The organism is Thermus thermamylovorans (assembly GCF_004307015.1).
Taxonomy (GTDB): domain Bacteria; phylum Deinococcota; class Deinococci; order Deinococcales; family Thermaceae; genus Thermus; species Thermus thermamylovorans.
The window spans coordinates 96,817-110,859 of sequence record NZ_SIJL01000001.1 but is presented as its reverse complement, the minus strand read 5'-3'; the positions used below and the strand labels follow the sequence as shown (position 1 = coordinate 110,859).

Sequence of the window (14,043 nt, the reverse complement as noted above, 5' to 3'; positions counted from 1 at the left end):
AGCGGCGGGCAAGGGGCGAAGGCACAATGGGGCCTTATACTTTCCCGTGTACCCCGAGTGGCAGAAGCGCCGCCTCTTCGAACTCCACCTGGCCTGGCTGGTCCAGGGACCCAGGGGCTACCACCTCCTCTTCAAGGTGAACCCCTATAGCCTCTACGGCACCCGGGAGGAGGCCCTGGAGGCCGCCCGGGCCCTCCTCCGGGGGCGGCTGGACCAGGACCCCAGGGTAGGGCCCCACAAGGCCCCGGTCCTCCTCTCCGAAGAGGACCGGGAGCGTTTCCTGGTCCTCCTGGAGGGGGGCAAAGCCCTCCTCCCCTTGGACCGCTACGCCCTCTTGGGGGAGGTGGCCGAGGTGGAGGAAAGGCTCCTCCACCGCGCCCCCTTCCGGGACCCCACGAACGTGCTCCATAGCCTGCAAGGCCTTCCCGTGCGCCTCCTCCACACCCCCTTGAACGACCCCGAGGCGGAGGGCCTGGAGGTGGCCCGAGGGGTGTTGCGGGTGCTTCCCGAGGGAATCCAGGTGGGGGAAACCCGCTTGAGGATCCCCACGGACACCGCCATCGAGGGCCTGGCCTACGAGGACGCCTTCTTCACCCTGGGGGAAGGGCGCTACTACCTCCACGCGCTTTCCGGCTCCACGCCCTCGTAGGGGGCCTCGAGGTCCCAAAGGGCCTCCAGGCAGGGCAAGGGCACCCGCCCCCCCGCGTAGACCTCCAGGCGAAGGCCCTCCCCTTCCCGGCGGCAGACCTCCACCCGGGGCTCCTCGGGGCCCACCGGCAGGTAGGCCTCCAGGATAGGCAGACGCAGGTAGTTGTGGGGCTTCTCCCCCCGGTCGGACCGCTCCGTGCCGGGGGAAACCCCCTCGGCCACCGGACAAGGGTTCTCCTCGCAGAGGGGATGCCCTCCAAGAGCTCGTGGCGCACGGGGCTTCCCGCCTCCATCCCCAGGTAGGCGGCAGGGCTCAGGGGTGGGGTCCTGGCCGCCTCGCCCATGTGGTCCCATGGTAGCGCCTCTTGGGTAAAGTGGAGGGTAGCATGGACCTGCCCAAGGCCTACGATCCCCAAGCGGTGGAGCCCAAGTGGGCGGAGCGGTGGGCGCAACACCCCTTCGTGGCGGACCCCAAAAGCGGCAAGAAACCCTTTGTCATTTTCATGCCGCCCCCCAACGTCACGGGAAGCCTGCACATGGGCCACGCCCTGGACAACGCCCTGCAGGACGCCCTCATCCGCTTTAAGCGCATGCGGGGGTTTGAGGCGGTCTGGCTCCCCGGCACGGACCACGCGGGCATCGCCACCCAGGTGGTGGTGGAGAGGCTCCTCCTCAAGGAGGGCCAGACCCGGAACGACCTGGGCCGGGAGGCCTTCTTGCAACGGGTCTGGCAGTGGAAGGAGGAATCCGGGGGGACCATCCTGCGCCAGCTCAAACGCCTGGGGGCCAGCGCCGACTGGAGCCGGGAGGCCTTCACCATGGACGAGGCCCGCTCCAAGGCGGTGCGCTACGCCTTCTGCCGCTACTACCACGAGGGCCTGGCCTACCGGGCCCCCCGCCTGGTGAACTGGTGCCCCCGGTGCGAGACCACGCTTTCGGACCTGGAGGTGGAAACGGAGCCCACCCCGGGCCGGCTCTACACCCTGCGCTACGAGGTGGAAGGGGGCGGGGAGGTCGCCATCGCCACCGTGCGCCCGGAGACGGTCTTCGCCGACCAGGCCCTCGCCATCCACCCCGAGGACGAGCGCTACCAGGGGCTCATCGGCAAGCGGGCCCGCATTCCCCTCACGGGGGTTTGGATCCCCATCCTGGCCGACCCCGCGGTGGAACGGGACTTCGGCACCGGGGCCCTCAAGGTGACCCCCGCCCACGACCCCCTGGACTACGAGATCGGCCTCCGCCACGGCCTGGAGCCGGTCTCCGTCATCGACCTGGAGGGGCGCATGGCAGGGGATAGGGTGCCCGAGGCCCTGAGGGGCCTGGAACGGTTTGCGGCCCGGAAAAAAGCCGTGGAACTCTTCCGGGAGGCGGGCCACCTCCTCAAGGAAGAAGACTACACCATCCAGATGGCCACCTGCTCCCGCTGCGCTACCCCCCTGGAGTACGCCATCTTCCCCCAGTGGTGGCTTGCCATGAAGCCCCTGGCGGAAAAGGTCATCCAGGGCCTGGAGCGGGACGAGATCGCCTTCGTCCCCGAGCGCTGGAAAAAGGTGAACCTCGACTGGCTAAAAGGGGTCAGGGACTGGAACATCTCCCGCCAGCTCTGGTGGGGGCACCAGATCCCCGCCTGGTACTGCGAGGACTGCGGGGCGGTGAACGTGCCCCACCCTGAGCGCTACCTGGAAGACCCCCAGGCCTGTGAAGCCTGTGGAGGCCAGAACCTCAGGCGGGACGAGGACGTCTTCGACACCTGGTTCTCCTCGGCCCTTTGGCCCCTTGCCACCCTGGGCTGGCCCGAAGAGACGGAGGACCTGAAGGCCTTCTACCCCGGGGACGTCCTGGTCACGGGCTACGACATCCTCTTCCTCTGGGTTTCCCGCATGGAGGTTTCCGGCTACCACTTCCTAGGGGAAAGGCCCTTCAAGACCGTCCTCCTCCACGGCCTGGTCCTGGACGAGAGGGGGCAGAAGATGAGCAAGTCCAAGGGGAACGTCATCGACCCCTTGGAGATGGTGGAACGCTACGGGGCGGACGCCCTGCGCTTCGCCCTCACCTACCTGGCCACCGGGGGGCAGGACATCAGGCTCGACCTCCGCTGGCTGGAGATGGCCCGGAACTTCGCCAACAAGCTCTACAACGCCGCCCGCTTCGTCCTCATGAGCCGGGAAGGCTTCCAGGCCAAGACCGAGGCCCCCACCCTGGCGGACCGCTTCATGCAAAGCCGCCTCGCCCGGGGGGTGCGGGAGGTCACCGGCCTTTACGAGGCCCTGGACCTGGCCCAGGCGGCGAGGGAGATCTACGAGCTCGTCTGGAGCGAGTTCTGCGACTGGTACCTGGAGGCCAGCAAGCCAGCCCTCAAGGCGGGGAACGCCTTTACCCTACGCACCCTCGAGGAAGCCCTCGCCACCCTCCTGAAGCTCCTCCACCCCCTCATGCCCTTCCTCACCAGCGAGCTCTACGGGGCCCTCACGGGGAAGGAAGAGCTGGCCCTGGAACCTTGGCCGGAGGCGGGCCAGGAGGACCTCGAGGCCGAGGCCCGCTTCGAGGCCCTGAGGCAGGCGGTCACCGCGGTGCGGGCCCTGAAGGCGGAGGCCGGGCTTCCTCTGGCCCAGGAGGTGCGGGTCTACCTGGAGGGGGAGGCGGAAGCGGTCCTGGAGAACCTGGAGGCCTTCCGCTTCCTGGGCCGGGCCGAACCCCTGGAAGCGCGTCCGGAAAGGGCCCTGGTGAAGGCCATGCCCAAGGTGACGGTGCGCATGCCCCTGGAGGGGCTTCTGGACGTGGCGGAGTGGCGGCGCCGCCAGGAGAAGCGACTCCAGGAGCTCGTGAGCCTGGCGGAACGGAGCCAAAGGAAGCTTTCCGCCCCCGGCTTCCGGGAACGGGCCCCCAAGGAGGTGGTGGAGGCCGAGGAGGCGAGGCTTCGGGAAAACCTGGCCCAGATCGCGCGCCTCCAGGAGGCCCTCAGCCAAACAGGGTGAGCCTGGGGTCCTGGGCCTCCCCCGGGGCCTCGGCCACCGCCTCCGCCAGGCGCAGGTTGACGGTGACGAAGGGGAAGCGTTCCTGGGGCGTGAGCTCCACGATGGGGCGTCCCGGGGCGAGGAGGTAAAGCCCGGCTTCCAGGAGGGCCTGGAAGGGCTTGGCCTGGGAGAGGAAGTCGGAAAGCCGCACCCCCCGGGGCACGAGGAGCTCCCCCGCCAGCAGGTAATCGCCGAAGAGGAACGCCAGGCGCCGCCGCTCCAGGAGGGCGGGGCTCGCCCGGGGCTCGCTGGGCCTCCCCCCCACCGCCCACTGGATGCGCTCCTTGCGCAGGGCCAGGAAGCCGGTGCTGGCCCTGAGGTCCCTGGCCTCGGGGGGGTGGGCATGGCCCGGGGCGTAGATGAGGGCCCCGGTGACGGGGAGGTAGGCCCGCTCCTGGTTCAGAAGGTCGGCGGTGCCCGAGCCCGGGACCAGGTAGATCATCCCGTACACCCGGTAAGCCCCGGTGTAGATCCGCGCCTCATGGGCCTCCCGCGGCTGCCTGTACACGGTTCACCTCCCAGTAGGCCAGGAGGGCCTCGCTGAAAAGCCCCCCGTGCCCCCGCTCGTAGGCGAGGAGGAGGCGGCGGCGAACCAGGGTGGCGAGGCGTTCCTCCGGGGTGTCGAGGGTGGGGGGGGCGGCGAGCCGGGCGCGCTGCAGGGGGCCCAGGGCCACCGCCACCCGCTCCACCTTTACGGGCAGGGGCGGGAGGCCGAGCCACAGGGGGGCCTCCTCAGGGGGCAGGAGGCGGAAACCCATCCTTCGGGCATAGGCCAGGCCTTCCGGGTTGTCCTCCGGCACATAGACCCCCTCCCCCATCCGGGCCCGGGCCAGGGCCTCGGGGAGGGGTACCGGAAAGGCGAAGGGCGCCACGCCCCCCAAAAGCTCCCCCGGCGCCCGGAAGTCCACCGCCTGGGCCTCGTAGCTCACCGCCCCGTTCCAGCGGTTCTCCACCAGGGCCGCCGCCACCTCCACCTCCCGCGGCAGGGCCCTCTCCCCCATGCGCCAGCCTACCACCCGCACCCCCTCCAGCCGGAAGGCCAGGTGCTTGCCCTCCGCCATGAGGCGCACCTCCTCCGGGCTGCCCACCAGGAGGAAGAGGGGTTCCTCGTTGCCGGCCCCAAAGGGCTCCAGGGCCTTCAGCCCCCCGTAGACCTCGGGGAGGAGGGAAGGGGCGGGAAGGAGCCCCAGGAGGGGCACCTCCCGCACGGGGTCGGGGAGGCGGGCGGCGAAAGCCTCCATGCGCCTTCGGAACTCGGGGAAGCGGGCCTCCTCCAGGGCGAAGCCCGCCGCCTCCCGGTAGCCGCCAAAGCGCAGGAGGAGGTCCTCCGCGGCCTTGAGGGCCTCCACGGCGCTCACCGGATGGAGGCTCCGCACCGTGCCCTTGCCCCGGGCCACGAGGAAGACCGGGCGCAGGGTGGCCTCCAGGATCCGGCTGGCCACGATGCCCATCACCCCCGGGTGGCCTTCGGGGTCGTGGAGGACGATGGCCTTGGCCTCCGGGTCCGCCTGGGGAAGAAGCCTCTTGAGCATCTCCTCCTCGATGGTCTGGCGCTTGGCGTTCAGCCGGTTCAGCTCCTCCACCAGGCTCCTGGCCTCCCCCTCGTCCTCGGTGAGGAGAAGCCTCAGGGCCTTTTCCGCCTCCCCCAGGCGGCTCGCCGCGTTCAGGCGGGGGGCGATACGGAAGGCCACCTCCGCCGCCTTGCCCGTGTAGCCCACGGCTTCCGCCAGAAGCCTCAGGCCCAGGGTGGCCGAGGCGGGGAGGCGCCGGAGGCCCTCCCGCACCAGGGCCCGGTTCCAGCCCCAGAGGGGGGCCACGTCGGCGATGGTGCCCACCGCCGCCAGGTCCGCGTACTCCAGGGGCGGGGGGAGGCCCAGGCGTTCGCGGAGGGCCCAGAGGAGGAGAAAGGCCACCCCCGCCCCCGTGGGGTGCTCCTCCAGCCCCGGGGTGTAGGCGGGATGGAGGACGAGGCCCGGGGGAGGGGTCTCCTTGGGGGTGTGGTGGTCGGTGACCAGGACCTCCACCCCGTTTTCCACCAGTTCCCGTAGCTCCGCGTGGCCCGCGATGCCGCAGTCCACGGTGAGGAAGACCTCCGCCGCCTCCCGGTGCTCGGGCACCCGGTCCATGAGGATCCCGTAGCCCTCCTCCAGGCGGTGGGGGATGAAGGGGTGGGCCCTGGCCCCCAGGGCCCAGAGGCCCCGAAGGAGGAGGGCGGTGCCCGTGAGGCCGTCGGCGTCGTAGTCCCCGTGGATGCGGATGCGCTTCCCCTCCCGGAGGGCCCTTTGGAGGAGGTCCACCGCCTCGGCAAGGCCCGCAAGGGGGAGAAGCCGCAAGGGCGGGTCCAGGTCCTCCTTGTGCCTCACCCCCCGGTGCCAGTAGGCCAAGGCGGCCTCCGGCCCCACCCCGAGGGCCCGCATGAGCCCCCGCCACTCGGGGAGGGGCGGGAGGGGAAGGAGCTTCCAGCGGGTCCGGCCCTTCATGCCTCTTCCCGGTCGGGGATCCGGGGGACCTCCTCGATGCGCTCCCGCCTAAGGGCCTCCAGCTCCCCCTGAAGCCGCCGCACCTCCTTGAGGAGGGCCCGCCGCTCCGCAAAGGCCCCCCACCCGAGGGCCAGGGCGTAAAGCCCCCCCACCACCAGGCCCAGGGCGTAGGCCCCGGGGAGGAGGTAGTGGAGGGGCCAGGGGCCGAAGGGGGTAGGTACCTCCAGGAAGGGGAAGGAGAGGTAGAGGTAAAGCCCCGCCCCCCCGACCCCTAAGGTGGTGAGGAGGAAGACCCAGTGGGCGAGCTTCATACGCCTCCAGGATATCCCTTTTGGGCGAAGTCCCGCAGGCGGATGCGCCCCTCATAGAGGGCCTTGCCCAAAAGGGCCCCCTCCACCCCGAGCCCCTTTAGGCCCAGCAGGTCTTCCGGGCCGGCGATGCCCCCACCGGCGATGAGCTCGTGGGGCCAGGCCTCCCGTACCCGGGCCACGGCCTCCAGGTCCAAGCCCCTCAGGGTCCCGTCCCGGCGCACATCGGTGTAGATCACCGTCCGCAGGCCCATCTCTTCCCAGGTGCGCAGGAGGCCCAGGGCGGAAAGGGGGGCCCGCTCCTGCCAGCCCGCGACCACCACCTCCAGGCCCTTCGCATCCAGGGCCACCGCCAGGCGCTCAGGCCCCGCCTCCTCCAGCATCCTCTGCAAAAGGGCAGGCGCCTTCACCGCCACCGTGCCCACCACCGCCCGGCTGGCCCCCAGGGCGAGGACCTCCCCAAGGGCCTCCAGGGAGCGCACCCCGCCCCCCACCTGGAAGGGGACGCGGAGGGCGGCGGCGATCCGGCGGAGGGCCTCCCGGTTCTCCCCAAGGCCCAGGGCCCGGTCCAGGTCCACCAGGTGCAAAAGCCCCGCCCCCTCCTTCTGCCACCTCAGGGCCAGGGCCACGGGGTCCCCGTAGACGGTCTCCCGGGCGGGATCCCCCTCGTAGAGGCGCACCCCCCTCCCCCCCTTCAGGTCCACGGCGGGAATCAAGAGCATGGGGCTATCCTACCAGCGCCCTTAAGGCCTTCTCCAGATCGGGGCTTTTCATGAGGCTGGTGCCGATGAGGACGGCATCGAAAAGCCCCTCCAGGGGTTCCAGCTCCTCCCGGCCAGAGTACCCCGACTCCGCCACCAAAACCCCCTGGAAGCCCCGGGCCCGGGCCAGGCGCCCCAGCCGGGGGGCGGTGCCGAGGTCGATGCGCAAGGTGCTGAGGTCCCGGTTGTTGACCCCCACCATCTCCGCCCCCGCCTCCAAGGCCACCTCCAGCTCCCTTTCCGTGTGCACCTCCACCAGGGCTTCCAGGCCAAGCCCCCTGGCCTCCTCCAGGTAGGCCCCGGTGAGCTCCCCCAAGAGGGCCACGATGAGAAGCGCGGCGCTCGCCCCATGGGCCCGGGCCTCCTCCAGCATGAAGGGGTCCACCACGAAGTCCTTGCGCAGGAGGGGCAGGTCCACCGCCTGGCGGACCGCGAGGAGGTCCCGCAGGCTTCCCCCGAAGCGGTGGGGCTCGGTGAGGACGCTCACCGCCCTGGCCCCGCCCCGCGCATAGGCCCGGGCGGCCTCCGCGGGGTCCACCACCCGGATGAGGCCCTCGGAGGGGCTGGCCCTTTTCACCTCGGCGATGAGGGAAAGCCCGGGGAGGAGGAGGGCCTCCCGGAAGGAGGGGACGGGGGCGGGGTCGGGGAGGGGGTAGGGAGCCACCTCGAGGGCCCTTTGCCGGGCGATCTCCCCCAAAACCCCCGGCACCCGGGCAAGGTCGGGCCTCATGGAAGGCATTGTAAGCAATAGACCCCACCATAGAATAGCCTCGTGATGAGCCCCCTACCCCGGCGACTCTTTCTGGATGCGTGCGTCCTCTACCCTACACAAACGCGCGACCTCTTTATGGCGCTTGCCCTTGAGAGATGGGTGCGGCTGTATTGGACCGACAGGGTACAGGAGGAGTGGCTGACCAACCTCCTGGCAAACAGGCCAGACCTAACGCCAGAGCAGGTTGAGCGCTTGAGGAAAACGCCCGAGGCGATGCGCACTACTCTGGCTTTCCAGGAACCCTTGGTAACGGGGTACGAGCACCTGGTGGAAAGCGTCTCCCTGCCGGACGAAAACGACCGCCATGTGGTAGCGGCTGCCTATCTGGGTGAGGCAGAAGCCATCCTCACCTTTAATCTCGATGACTTTCCAGAAGAGGCCCTAGCCCCTTGGGACTTGCAGGCCGTCCATCCGGACAAGTACCTTTTGGACTTAGCCGAGGCTCAGATTCGCGTTCACAGCTTCCCCAAACCTCTGCTCGAGCTTTTGCACAAGCAGCGCTCCAGACTCACCCGTCCTCCTCTAGACCCGGACGAGTTTCTCAAAGCCTTAGAAAAAGCAGGGCTGCAAGGCTTCGCCCAGCTGCTTCGGAGCTTTCGCTCCCACCTCTAGGGGTTGCGTTTATTTCGTTTGTCTGGTACCCTGATCCTGTATGGGTGCACTGACCTTTTCCCGCAAGGAAGAGCGGGAATCCCTGAAGGCCTTCTTAGCCCACTTGCGGCCAGGAGCGCATTTGCGTCTTGGGGAAACCGCATTGGAACTGACCCCCGAACTCGCCGACCTTTTGCGCAGCCTGCTAGAACCCCTGGCCCAGGGCGAGCCGGTCCGGGTTGTCCCCCTGGAAGCCGAACTCACCACCCAGGAGGCTGCGGACATCCTCGGGGTTTCCCGACCTTACCTGGTGCGGCTTTTAGAGGAAGGGAAGATCCCCTTCCGCAGGGTGGGCAGCCACCGGCGGGTACGCGCCCAGGACCTCCTGGCCTATCTCGAGGCTTCCCGGAAAGAGGGGAGAAAGCTCTTGGACCAGCTCATTGCAGAGGGTCAAGAGCTGGGCATTGGGTACTGAATGCGCGGGGTGGCCTTAGCCCTGGGCGGCGGCGGGGTGCGGGGGTACGCCCACCTGGGGGTGCTGGCGGTTTTGGAGGAGGCGGGAATACCCATCCGGGGCCTTGCGGGAAGCTCCGCTGGCGCCTTGGCGGCCGCCGCCTACGCCTTCGGCCACAAGGACCCCTGGAAGGTGCAGGGGAAGGTCTTTGACCCGGAGCTCGCGGAACTTCGCCAGGGAGGGAGCCTGCGGGCCTTGGCCCGGGTCTTCTCCGCTCTGCGCCGCCCGGCCCTGGCCGAGCCCAAGCGGCTGGCAGAGGGGCTCAAGGGCCTCTTCGGGGAGGCCCGCCTCGAGGAAAGCCCCCTGCCCCTGGCCGTCCAGGCCGCGGACCTCCTCAGCGGGGAGAGCGTGGTCCTGCGCCGGGGCCCGGTGTGGCGGGCGGTTTTGGCCAGCATGGCCATCCCCGGCCTCTTTCCCCCCGTGGACTGGGAGGGGCGGCTCCTGGTGGACGGGGACGTGGCGGAGAAGGTGCCGGTGCGGGCGGCCAGGGCCCTCTTCCCCAAGGTGGTGGCGGTGGACGTGTCCAACCCCCCGCCCAAGGAGGGGCCGAAGACGGCCCTCGAGGCCGCCCTCCTCTCCGGGGAGGCCAGCCGCAGGCGCCTCAAGGAGCTGGCCCTAAGGGAGGCCGACCTGGTCATCGCCCTGGAGCCGCCCTTTCCCATCGACACCTTTGACCACGAGAAGCTCCCCCTGGTCTACGAGCTAGGCCAGCGCCGGGCCCGGGAGCGGCTCAAGGAAATCCAGGCCCTTTCCCGCATCCGCCTCAAGGACCTGGCCCGGGCCCTCCGCCTGGCCCCTTGAGGGCCCCTTCCGACCGCCGCAACAGGTGGAGGAAACCCATCGCGCCCACGGGCAGGAGGCCGAGCCCCCAGGGGCGGAGGAGGAGGCCCATCACCCCCAGGAAGAAGAAGAGGCCTACCCCCAAGCCCACGGCCACCACGGGGGCGAGGGGGCTCTCCTCCCGCAAGGCCATCTGGGCCCGGAGGAAAAGCCCCCCCGCCCCGGCCAGGGCCAGGGCCCAAAGCAGGGGATGGGAGGCCTGGGGAAGGAGGAGGGCCAGGGGGAGGAGAACCCCTCCCTGCAGGCCGAGGAGGAAGGCGGCGTAAAGGCATAGGCCCTGGCGGCGCAGGCCCCAAGGGGCCTTGGGGTCGAGGAGGGCGGCCAGGGCCCGGAAGAGGGCCTCCTTTCCGAAGCCCCAGGACGGCTTCCACGGCATGGGGCCCTAGTGGCGAAGCACCCGCTGCAGGAAGCTTCGGGTGCGCTCCTCCTTGGGGGCGGTGAAGATGGCCTCCGGCCTCCCCTCCTCCACGATCTGCCCCCCGTCCATGAAGACCACCCGGTCCGCCACCTCCCTCGCAAACCCCATCTCGTGGGTCACCACCAGCATGGTCATGCCCCCCCTCGCCAGGTCCCGCATCACGTCCAACACCTCCCCCACCATCTCCGGGTCCAGGGCGCTGGTGGGCTCGTCGAAGAGCATCACCTTGGGCTCCATGGCCAAGGCCCGGGCGATGGCCACCCGCTGCTGCTGCCCCCCGGAAAGCTCCGCCGGGTACTTCCGCGCCTGGTCCAGGATCCCCACCCGCTCCAAAAGCTCCAGGGCCTTCCGCTCCGCCCGCTCCTTGGGCCAGCGCCGCACCCGCATGGGGGCCAGGGTGAGGTTCTCCAGCACCGTCATGTGGGGGAAGAGGTTGAACTGCTGGAAGACCATCCCCACCTCCCGCCGCACCTCCGCGAGGGCGCGGTCGTCCTTCACGTTCCGCCCGTCCACCACCACCTCCCCCTCCTGGAAGTCCTCCAGCCGGTTCAGGCAGCGGATCAGGGTGCTCTTCCCCGAACCGGAAGGCCCGATGATCACCAGCCGTTCCCCAGGGGCCACCTCCAGGTGGATCCCCTTGAGCACGTGCAGGGAACCGAACCACTTGTGGAGGCCCCGGACGCGGACGATGGGCTCCACGGGGCTCATTTTCGCACCCGCTGGTAGGCGTACACCAGGAGGACCAGCCCCAGCCCCACGGTGTCCGTGAGGAGGCCCGGCCAGACCAGGACCAGCCCCGCGGCCAGGAGGGCCAGGCGCTCCAGGGGCAGGGTGGGCTTGTGCAGGAAACCCACCAGACCGGCACTGAAGGCCACCAGACCCAGGAAGGCGGAGAGGACCACAAAGGCCCCTTCCCAGAACCCTTCCACCCCCAGGAGGAGGAGGGCGGGGTTGAAGAAGAACATGTAGGCCAGAAGGGCGGTGCGCAGGTTGTAGACAAAGCCCTGTACCGCCGTCTTCCAGAAGTCCCCCTTGCCGATGGCGCTGGCCGCGTAGGCGGCCAGGGCCACAGGGGGGGTGGCGTCGGCCATGATGCCGAAGTAGAAGACGAACATGTGGGCGGCCACGGCGGGGACCAGAAGCCCCGCCTTGGCGGAGAGCTCCAGGACCACGGGGACCACCAGGGAGGCCATGACGATGTAGTTGGCGGTGGTGGGCAGCCCCATGCCCAGGAGGAGGCTGGTGATCTGGGCCAGGAGGAGGACGAGGAGGATGTTCCCCCCGGAGAGCCGCTCCACGATGTCCGCCAGGCCGAAGCCGATCCCCGTCATGGTCACCACGCCCACGATGATCCCGGCGCTGGCGGTGGCCAGGGCGATGCCCACCATGCCCCGGGCCCCCGCCTCGAGGCCCTCCAGGAGGAGCCTCCCCCCCCGGAGGAGGCCGAAGCCCACCCCCGCCCCCGAGCGCCACCCCCGGTAGGCCTCCTGCAGGAAGAGGAGGAGGACCATGAGGAGGATGGTGTTGAGGGCGGCCCGTTCGGGGGTGAGCCGGAGGCCCACCAGGGCCACCACCAGGTAGAGGAGGGGCAGGACGTAGTGCACCCCCGAGCGCAGGGTGGCGGCCACCGGGGGAAGCTCCCCGCGGGGCACCCCCTTGAGGCCCAGCTTGAGGGCCTCCAGGTGGACCACCACGAAGAGGGCGGCGTAGGTGAGGAGGGCGGGGATGAGGGCGATGAGGATGAGCTGGCTGTAGGGAACGCCCAGGAACTCCGCCATGATGAAGGCCGCCGCCCCCATCACGGGGGGCATGAGCTGGCCGTTCACCGAGCTCGCCACCTCCACCGCCCCCGCCTTCTCCGCCGGGTAGCCCACCCGCTTCATGAGGGGGATGGTGAAGGTGCCGGTGGTGACCACGTTGGACACCGAGCTCCCCGAGACCACCCCCGTGAGGGCGCTGGCCACCACCGCCGCCTTGGCCGGCCCCCCGCGGAAGTGCCCTAAAAGGGCATAGGCGGCTTGGATGAAGTAGTGGCCGGCCCCCGCCCGCTCCAGGAGGGCCCCGAAGAGGACGAAGAGGTAGACGAAGGTGGCGGAAACCCCCAAGGGCACCCCCCAGATCCCCTCGGCGGTGGTGTAGAGCTGCCCCATGAGCTGGCCCCACCCGCTCCCCGCGTGGAGCTGCAGCCAGGGGGGGAGGGTGAAGGGGAGGAGGCCCCGGGGCCCGGTGAGGGCGTAGAGCAGGAACAGGGTGGCGATGAGGGGTAGGGCGGGCCCCACCACCCGCCAGGCGGCCAGGAAGAGGACCAGGAGGGTGAGGGTGCCCATGAAGACGTCCCGGTCGCTGGGGATCCCCCCCCGGAGCTGGGTGATGCCGTAGTAGTCCAGGACCACGTAGAGCGCCCCCAGGGCCCCAAGGACGGCCAGGGCCCAGTCCAGAAGGGGCACCCGGTCCTTGGGCCCCCGCCTCCCCGGATAGGCCAGGAAGGCCAGGGCCAGGGCGAAGGCCAGGTGGATGGCCCTAAGGCGGATGGGGTCCAGCTGGGCGGTGTAGGTGGCCCAGAGCTGGAAGAGGCTCCAGGCCACCCCTAAGGCGAAGAGAAGGTAGCGGGCGGCCAGGCCCCGGGGCTTGCGCCCACCCAGTTCGCTTTCCTCCACCAACAGGGAAACGTTTTTGGCTTCCATACGGGTTGGGGCGAGGGGGGGCCGTGCAGGCCCCCCCACCACCTGGCCGCTAGGCTACCGCAGAACCCCCGCCTCGCGGTAGAAGCGCTCCGCCCCGGGGTGCAGGGGGATGGGGAGGCCCCGGGTGGCCCGGGAGAGGTCAAAGAAGCGCTCCAGGTTGGGGTGGATGCGCTTGAAGGCCTCCTGGTTGCCGAAGACCGCCCGCATGAAGGCGTAGACGGTGTCGGCGGAAAGCCGTTCCGAGGCGATGAGGGTGGCCTGCACCGCCACCGTGGGCGTGGTCACCTCCACCCCCCGGTAGGTGCCCCCGGGGATGTTGAAGCCCACGTAGAAGGGGTAGCGCCGGGCGATGGGCTGGATGCGGCCCAGGTCCACGGGCACCAGGACGATCCGGGTGGTAAGGGCCAGCTCCTGGATGGCGCTGGCCCCCAGGCCCACGGTGTAGAAAAGGGCGTCGGCCCGCCGGTCCCGGAGAAGCTGGATGCCCTGGACGGGGCTGATGCGGATGGCCTGGCCCAGGTCCTCGAAGGTGAGGCCGTAGGCCTCCAGGACCTGGCGGGCGTTCTGCTCGGTGCCCGAGCCCACGTCCCCCACCACCACCCGCTTGCCCCGGAGGTCCGCCACCCCCTGGATGCCCGCGTCCGCCCGGGCCACGATGTGGACCACCTCGGGGTAGAGGGCGGCCAGGGCCCGGATCCCCCGCACCGGCCTCCCGTCAAAGGCGGTGATGCAGCAGCCCTGGAAGGCGTAGAAGGCGATGTCGTTCTGGGCCAGGGCCATCTCGAACTCCCCGGCGGCGATGGCGTTGATGTTGGCGATGCTCCCCCCGGTGGAGCGGGCGTTGGCCCGCAGGCCGATGCCCGCATCGTTCACCAGGCGGGCCATGCCCGTGGCCACGGGAAAGTAGACCCCGGTGGTGGCCCCGGAGCCGATGGTAAGGAACTCCTGGGCCGTCCCCAGGCCCAGAAAGACCACGCCCGCCAATACCAGGTTCCGCACGCGCATAGCTATGC

General features: G+C 70.1%; 15 protein-coding genes. 5 read left to right on the top strand and 10 right to left on the bottom strand.

Translation table 11 applies throughout. From position 1 onward, the window contains the following. Nucleotides 1-46: 46 nt before the first annotated feature. Nucleotides 47-649 carry a hypothetical protein gene (locus ETP66_RS00575; RefSeq protein ID WP_130839609.1) on the top strand — a complete coding sequence of 201 codons (603 nt, stop codon included), beginning with the start codon at nucleotides 47-49 and terminating at the stop codon, nucleotides 647-649. Here the strand turns inward: ETP66_RS00575 and ETP66_RS00570 are convergent. Beyond that, nucleotides 613-870, bottom strand: a complete 258-nt coding sequence (locus ETP66_RS00570; protein ID WP_330848602.1) for a hypothetical protein — start codon at nucleotides 868-870, stop codon at nucleotides 613-615. The two genes, ETP66_RS00575 and ETP66_RS00570, sit on opposite strands and share 37 nt — an antisense overlap. 164 nt (nucleotides 871-1,034) lie before the next feature. Here ETP66_RS00570 and ETP66_RS00565 point away from each other — a divergent pair, with 164 nt between their 5' ends. Then, nucleotides 1,035-3,623 carry a valine--tRNA ligase gene (locus ETP66_RS00565; RefSeq protein WP_130839607.1) on the top strand — a complete coding sequence of 863 codons (2,589 nt, stop codon included), beginning with the start codon at nucleotides 1,035-1,037 and terminating at the stop codon, nucleotides 3,621-3,623. On the opposite strand, the gene ETP66_RS00560 is transcribed toward ETP66_RS00565, so the two are convergent. Genes ETP66_RS00560 through trpC form a run of 5 tightly spaced genes read right to left on the bottom strand, consistent with a single transcriptional unit; the run spans nucleotide 3,607 to nucleotide 7,941 of the window. Continuing rightward, nucleotides 3,607-4,170: a DUF6812 domain-containing protein gene (locus tag ETP66_RS00560; protein ID WP_130839605.1), complete on the bottom strand. Its 564-nt coding sequence runs from the start codon at nucleotides 4,168-4,170 to the stop codon at nucleotides 3,607-3,609. The genes ETP66_RS00565 and ETP66_RS00560 overlap by 17 nt on opposite strands. After that, entirely contained in the window at nucleotides 4,142-6,142 is a 2,001-nt protein-coding gene (locus tag ETP66_RS00555) for a single-stranded-DNA-specific exonuclease RecJ (RefSeq protein WP_130839603.1), read from the bottom strand. Before ETP66_RS00555 ends, ETP66_RS00560 begins: the two co-directional genes overlap by 29 nt. Continuing rightward, on the bottom strand, nucleotides 6,139-6,453 hold the full coding sequence (locus ETP66_RS00550) for a hypothetical protein (protein ID WP_130839601.1): 315 nt from the start codon (nucleotides 6,451-6,453) through the stop codon (nucleotides 6,139-6,141). Before ETP66_RS00550 ends, ETP66_RS00555 begins: the two co-directional genes overlap by 4 nt. Further along, nucleotides 6,450-7,172 (bottom strand): 1-(5-phosphoribosyl)-5-[(5-phosphoribosylamino)methylideneamino] imidazole-4-carboxamide isomerase, encoded by a 723-nt coding sequence (locus tag ETP66_RS00545; RefSeq protein ID WP_130839599.1) that lies wholly within the window; start codon nucleotides 7,170-7,172, stop codon nucleotides 6,450-6,452. The genes ETP66_RS00550 and ETP66_RS00545 overlap by 4 nt, the downstream gene beginning before the upstream one ends. 4 nt (nucleotides 7,173-7,176) lie before the next feature. Beyond that, nucleotides 7,177-7,941, bottom strand: a complete 765-nt coding sequence (trpC, locus tag ETP66_RS00540) for an indole-3-glycerol phosphate synthase TrpC (protein ID WP_130839597.1) — start codon at nucleotides 7,939-7,941, stop codon at nucleotides 7,177-7,179. A 45-nt stretch (nucleotides 7,942-7,986) separates the two neighbouring features. On the opposite strand from trpC, the gene ETP66_RS00535 reads away from it, so the two are divergent. From ETP66_RS00535 to ETP66_RS00525, 3 genes are read left to right on the top strand one after another with little or no spacing between them, the layout of a single operon-like run. Beyond that, a complete protein-coding gene (locus tag ETP66_RS00535) occupies nucleotides 7,987-8,595 on the top strand; it encodes a PIN domain-containing protein (RefSeq protein ID WP_130839595.1) in 609 nt (202 codons plus the stop codon). A 40-nt stretch (nucleotides 8,596-8,635) separates the two neighbouring features. Continuing rightward, entirely contained in the window at nucleotides 8,636-9,049 is a 414-nt protein-coding gene (locus ETP66_RS00530; RefSeq protein ID WP_130839593.1) for a helix-turn-helix domain-containing protein, read from the top strand. Further along, entirely contained in the window at nucleotides 9,050-9,889 is an 840-nt protein-coding gene (locus ETP66_RS00525; protein ID WP_130839591.1) for a patatin-like phospholipase family protein, read from the top strand. Here ETP66_RS00525 and ETP66_RS00520 read toward each other — a convergent pair. Genes ETP66_RS00520 through ETP66_RS00505 form a run of 4 tightly spaced genes read right to left on the bottom strand, consistent with a single transcriptional unit; the run spans nucleotide 9,852 to nucleotide 14,035 of the window. Continuing rightward, nucleotides 9,852-10,304, bottom strand: coding sequence for a hypothetical protein (locus ETP66_RS00520; protein ID WP_130839589.1), 453 nt, complete (start codon nucleotides 10,302-10,304; stop codon nucleotides 9,852-9,854). The genes ETP66_RS00525 and ETP66_RS00520 overlap by 38 nt on opposite strands. A gap of 6 nt (nucleotides 10,305-10,310) precedes the next feature. Next, a complete protein-coding gene (locus ETP66_RS00515; RefSeq protein ID WP_330848600.1) occupies nucleotides 10,311-11,054 on the bottom strand; it encodes an amino acid ABC transporter ATP-binding protein in 744 nt (247 codons plus the stop codon). Beyond that, nucleotides 11,051-13,030: a TRAP transporter permease gene (locus ETP66_RS00510; protein WP_130839586.1), complete on the bottom strand. Its 1,980-nt coding sequence runs from the start codon at nucleotides 13,028-13,030 to the stop codon at nucleotides 11,051-11,053. Before ETP66_RS00510 ends, ETP66_RS00515 begins: the two co-directional genes overlap by 4 nt. A gap of 54 nt (nucleotides 13,031-13,084) precedes the next feature. Then, the gene (locus ETP66_RS00505; RefSeq protein ID WP_201738431.1) at nucleotides 13,085-14,035 is read right to left on the bottom strand and encodes a TAXI family TRAP transporter solute-binding subunit; all 951 of its coding nucleotides are present in this window, start codon (nucleotides 14,033-14,035) and stop codon (nucleotides 13,085-13,087) included. Between the last annotated feature and the right edge of the window lie 8 nt (nucleotides 14,036-14,043).

Bases quoted from the DNA above. Each gene is read 5' to 3' on its own strand.
- ETP66_RS00565 (WP_130839607.1), top strand. From the start codon at position 1,035: ATGGACCTGCCCAAGGCCTACGATCCCCAAGCGGTGGAGCCCAAGTGG.
- ETP66_RS00555 (WP_130839603.1), bottom strand. From the start codon at position 6,142: ATGAAGGGCCGGACCCGCTGGAAGCTCCTTCCCCTCCCGCCCCTCCCC.
- ETP66_RS00550 (WP_130839601.1), bottom strand. From the start codon at position 6,453: ATGAAGCTCGCCCACTGGGTCTTCCTCCTCACCACCTTAGGGGTCGGG.
- ETP66_RS00545 (WP_130839599.1), bottom strand. From the start codon at position 7,172: ATGCTCTTGATTCCCGCCGTGGACCTGAAGGGGGGGAGGGGGGTGCGC.
- trpC (WP_130839597.1), bottom strand. From the start codon at position 7,941: ATGAGGCCCGACCTTGCCCGGGTGCCGGGGGTTTTGGGGGAGATCGCC.
- ETP66_RS00535 (WP_130839595.1), top strand. From the start codon at position 7,987: ATGAGCCCCCTACCCCGGCGACTCTTTCTGGATGCGTGCGTCCTCTAC.
- ETP66_RS00530 (WP_130839593.1), top strand. From the start codon at position 8,636: ATGGGTGCACTGACCTTTTCCCGCAAGGAAGAGCGGGAATCCCTGAAG.
- ETP66_RS00525 (WP_130839591.1), top strand. From the start codon at position 9,050: ATGCGCGGGGTGGCCTTAGCCCTGGGCGGCGGCGGGGTGCGGGGGTAC.
- ETP66_RS00520 (WP_130839589.1), bottom strand. From the start codon at position 10,304: ATGCCGTGGAAGCCGTCCTGGGGCTTCGGAAAGGAGGCCCTCTTCCGG.
- ETP66_RS00515 (WP_330848600.1), bottom strand. From the start codon at position 11,054: ATGAGCCCCGTGGAGCCCATCGTCCGCGTCCGGGGCCTCCACAAGTGG.
- ETP66_RS00510 (WP_130839586.1), bottom strand. From the start codon at position 13,030: ATGGAAGCCAAAAACGTTTCCCTGTTGGTGGAGGAAAGCGAACTGGGT.
- ETP66_RS00505 (WP_201738431.1), bottom strand. From the start codon at position 14,035: ATGCGCGTGCGGAACCTGGTATTGGCGGGCGTGGTCTTTCTGGGCCTG.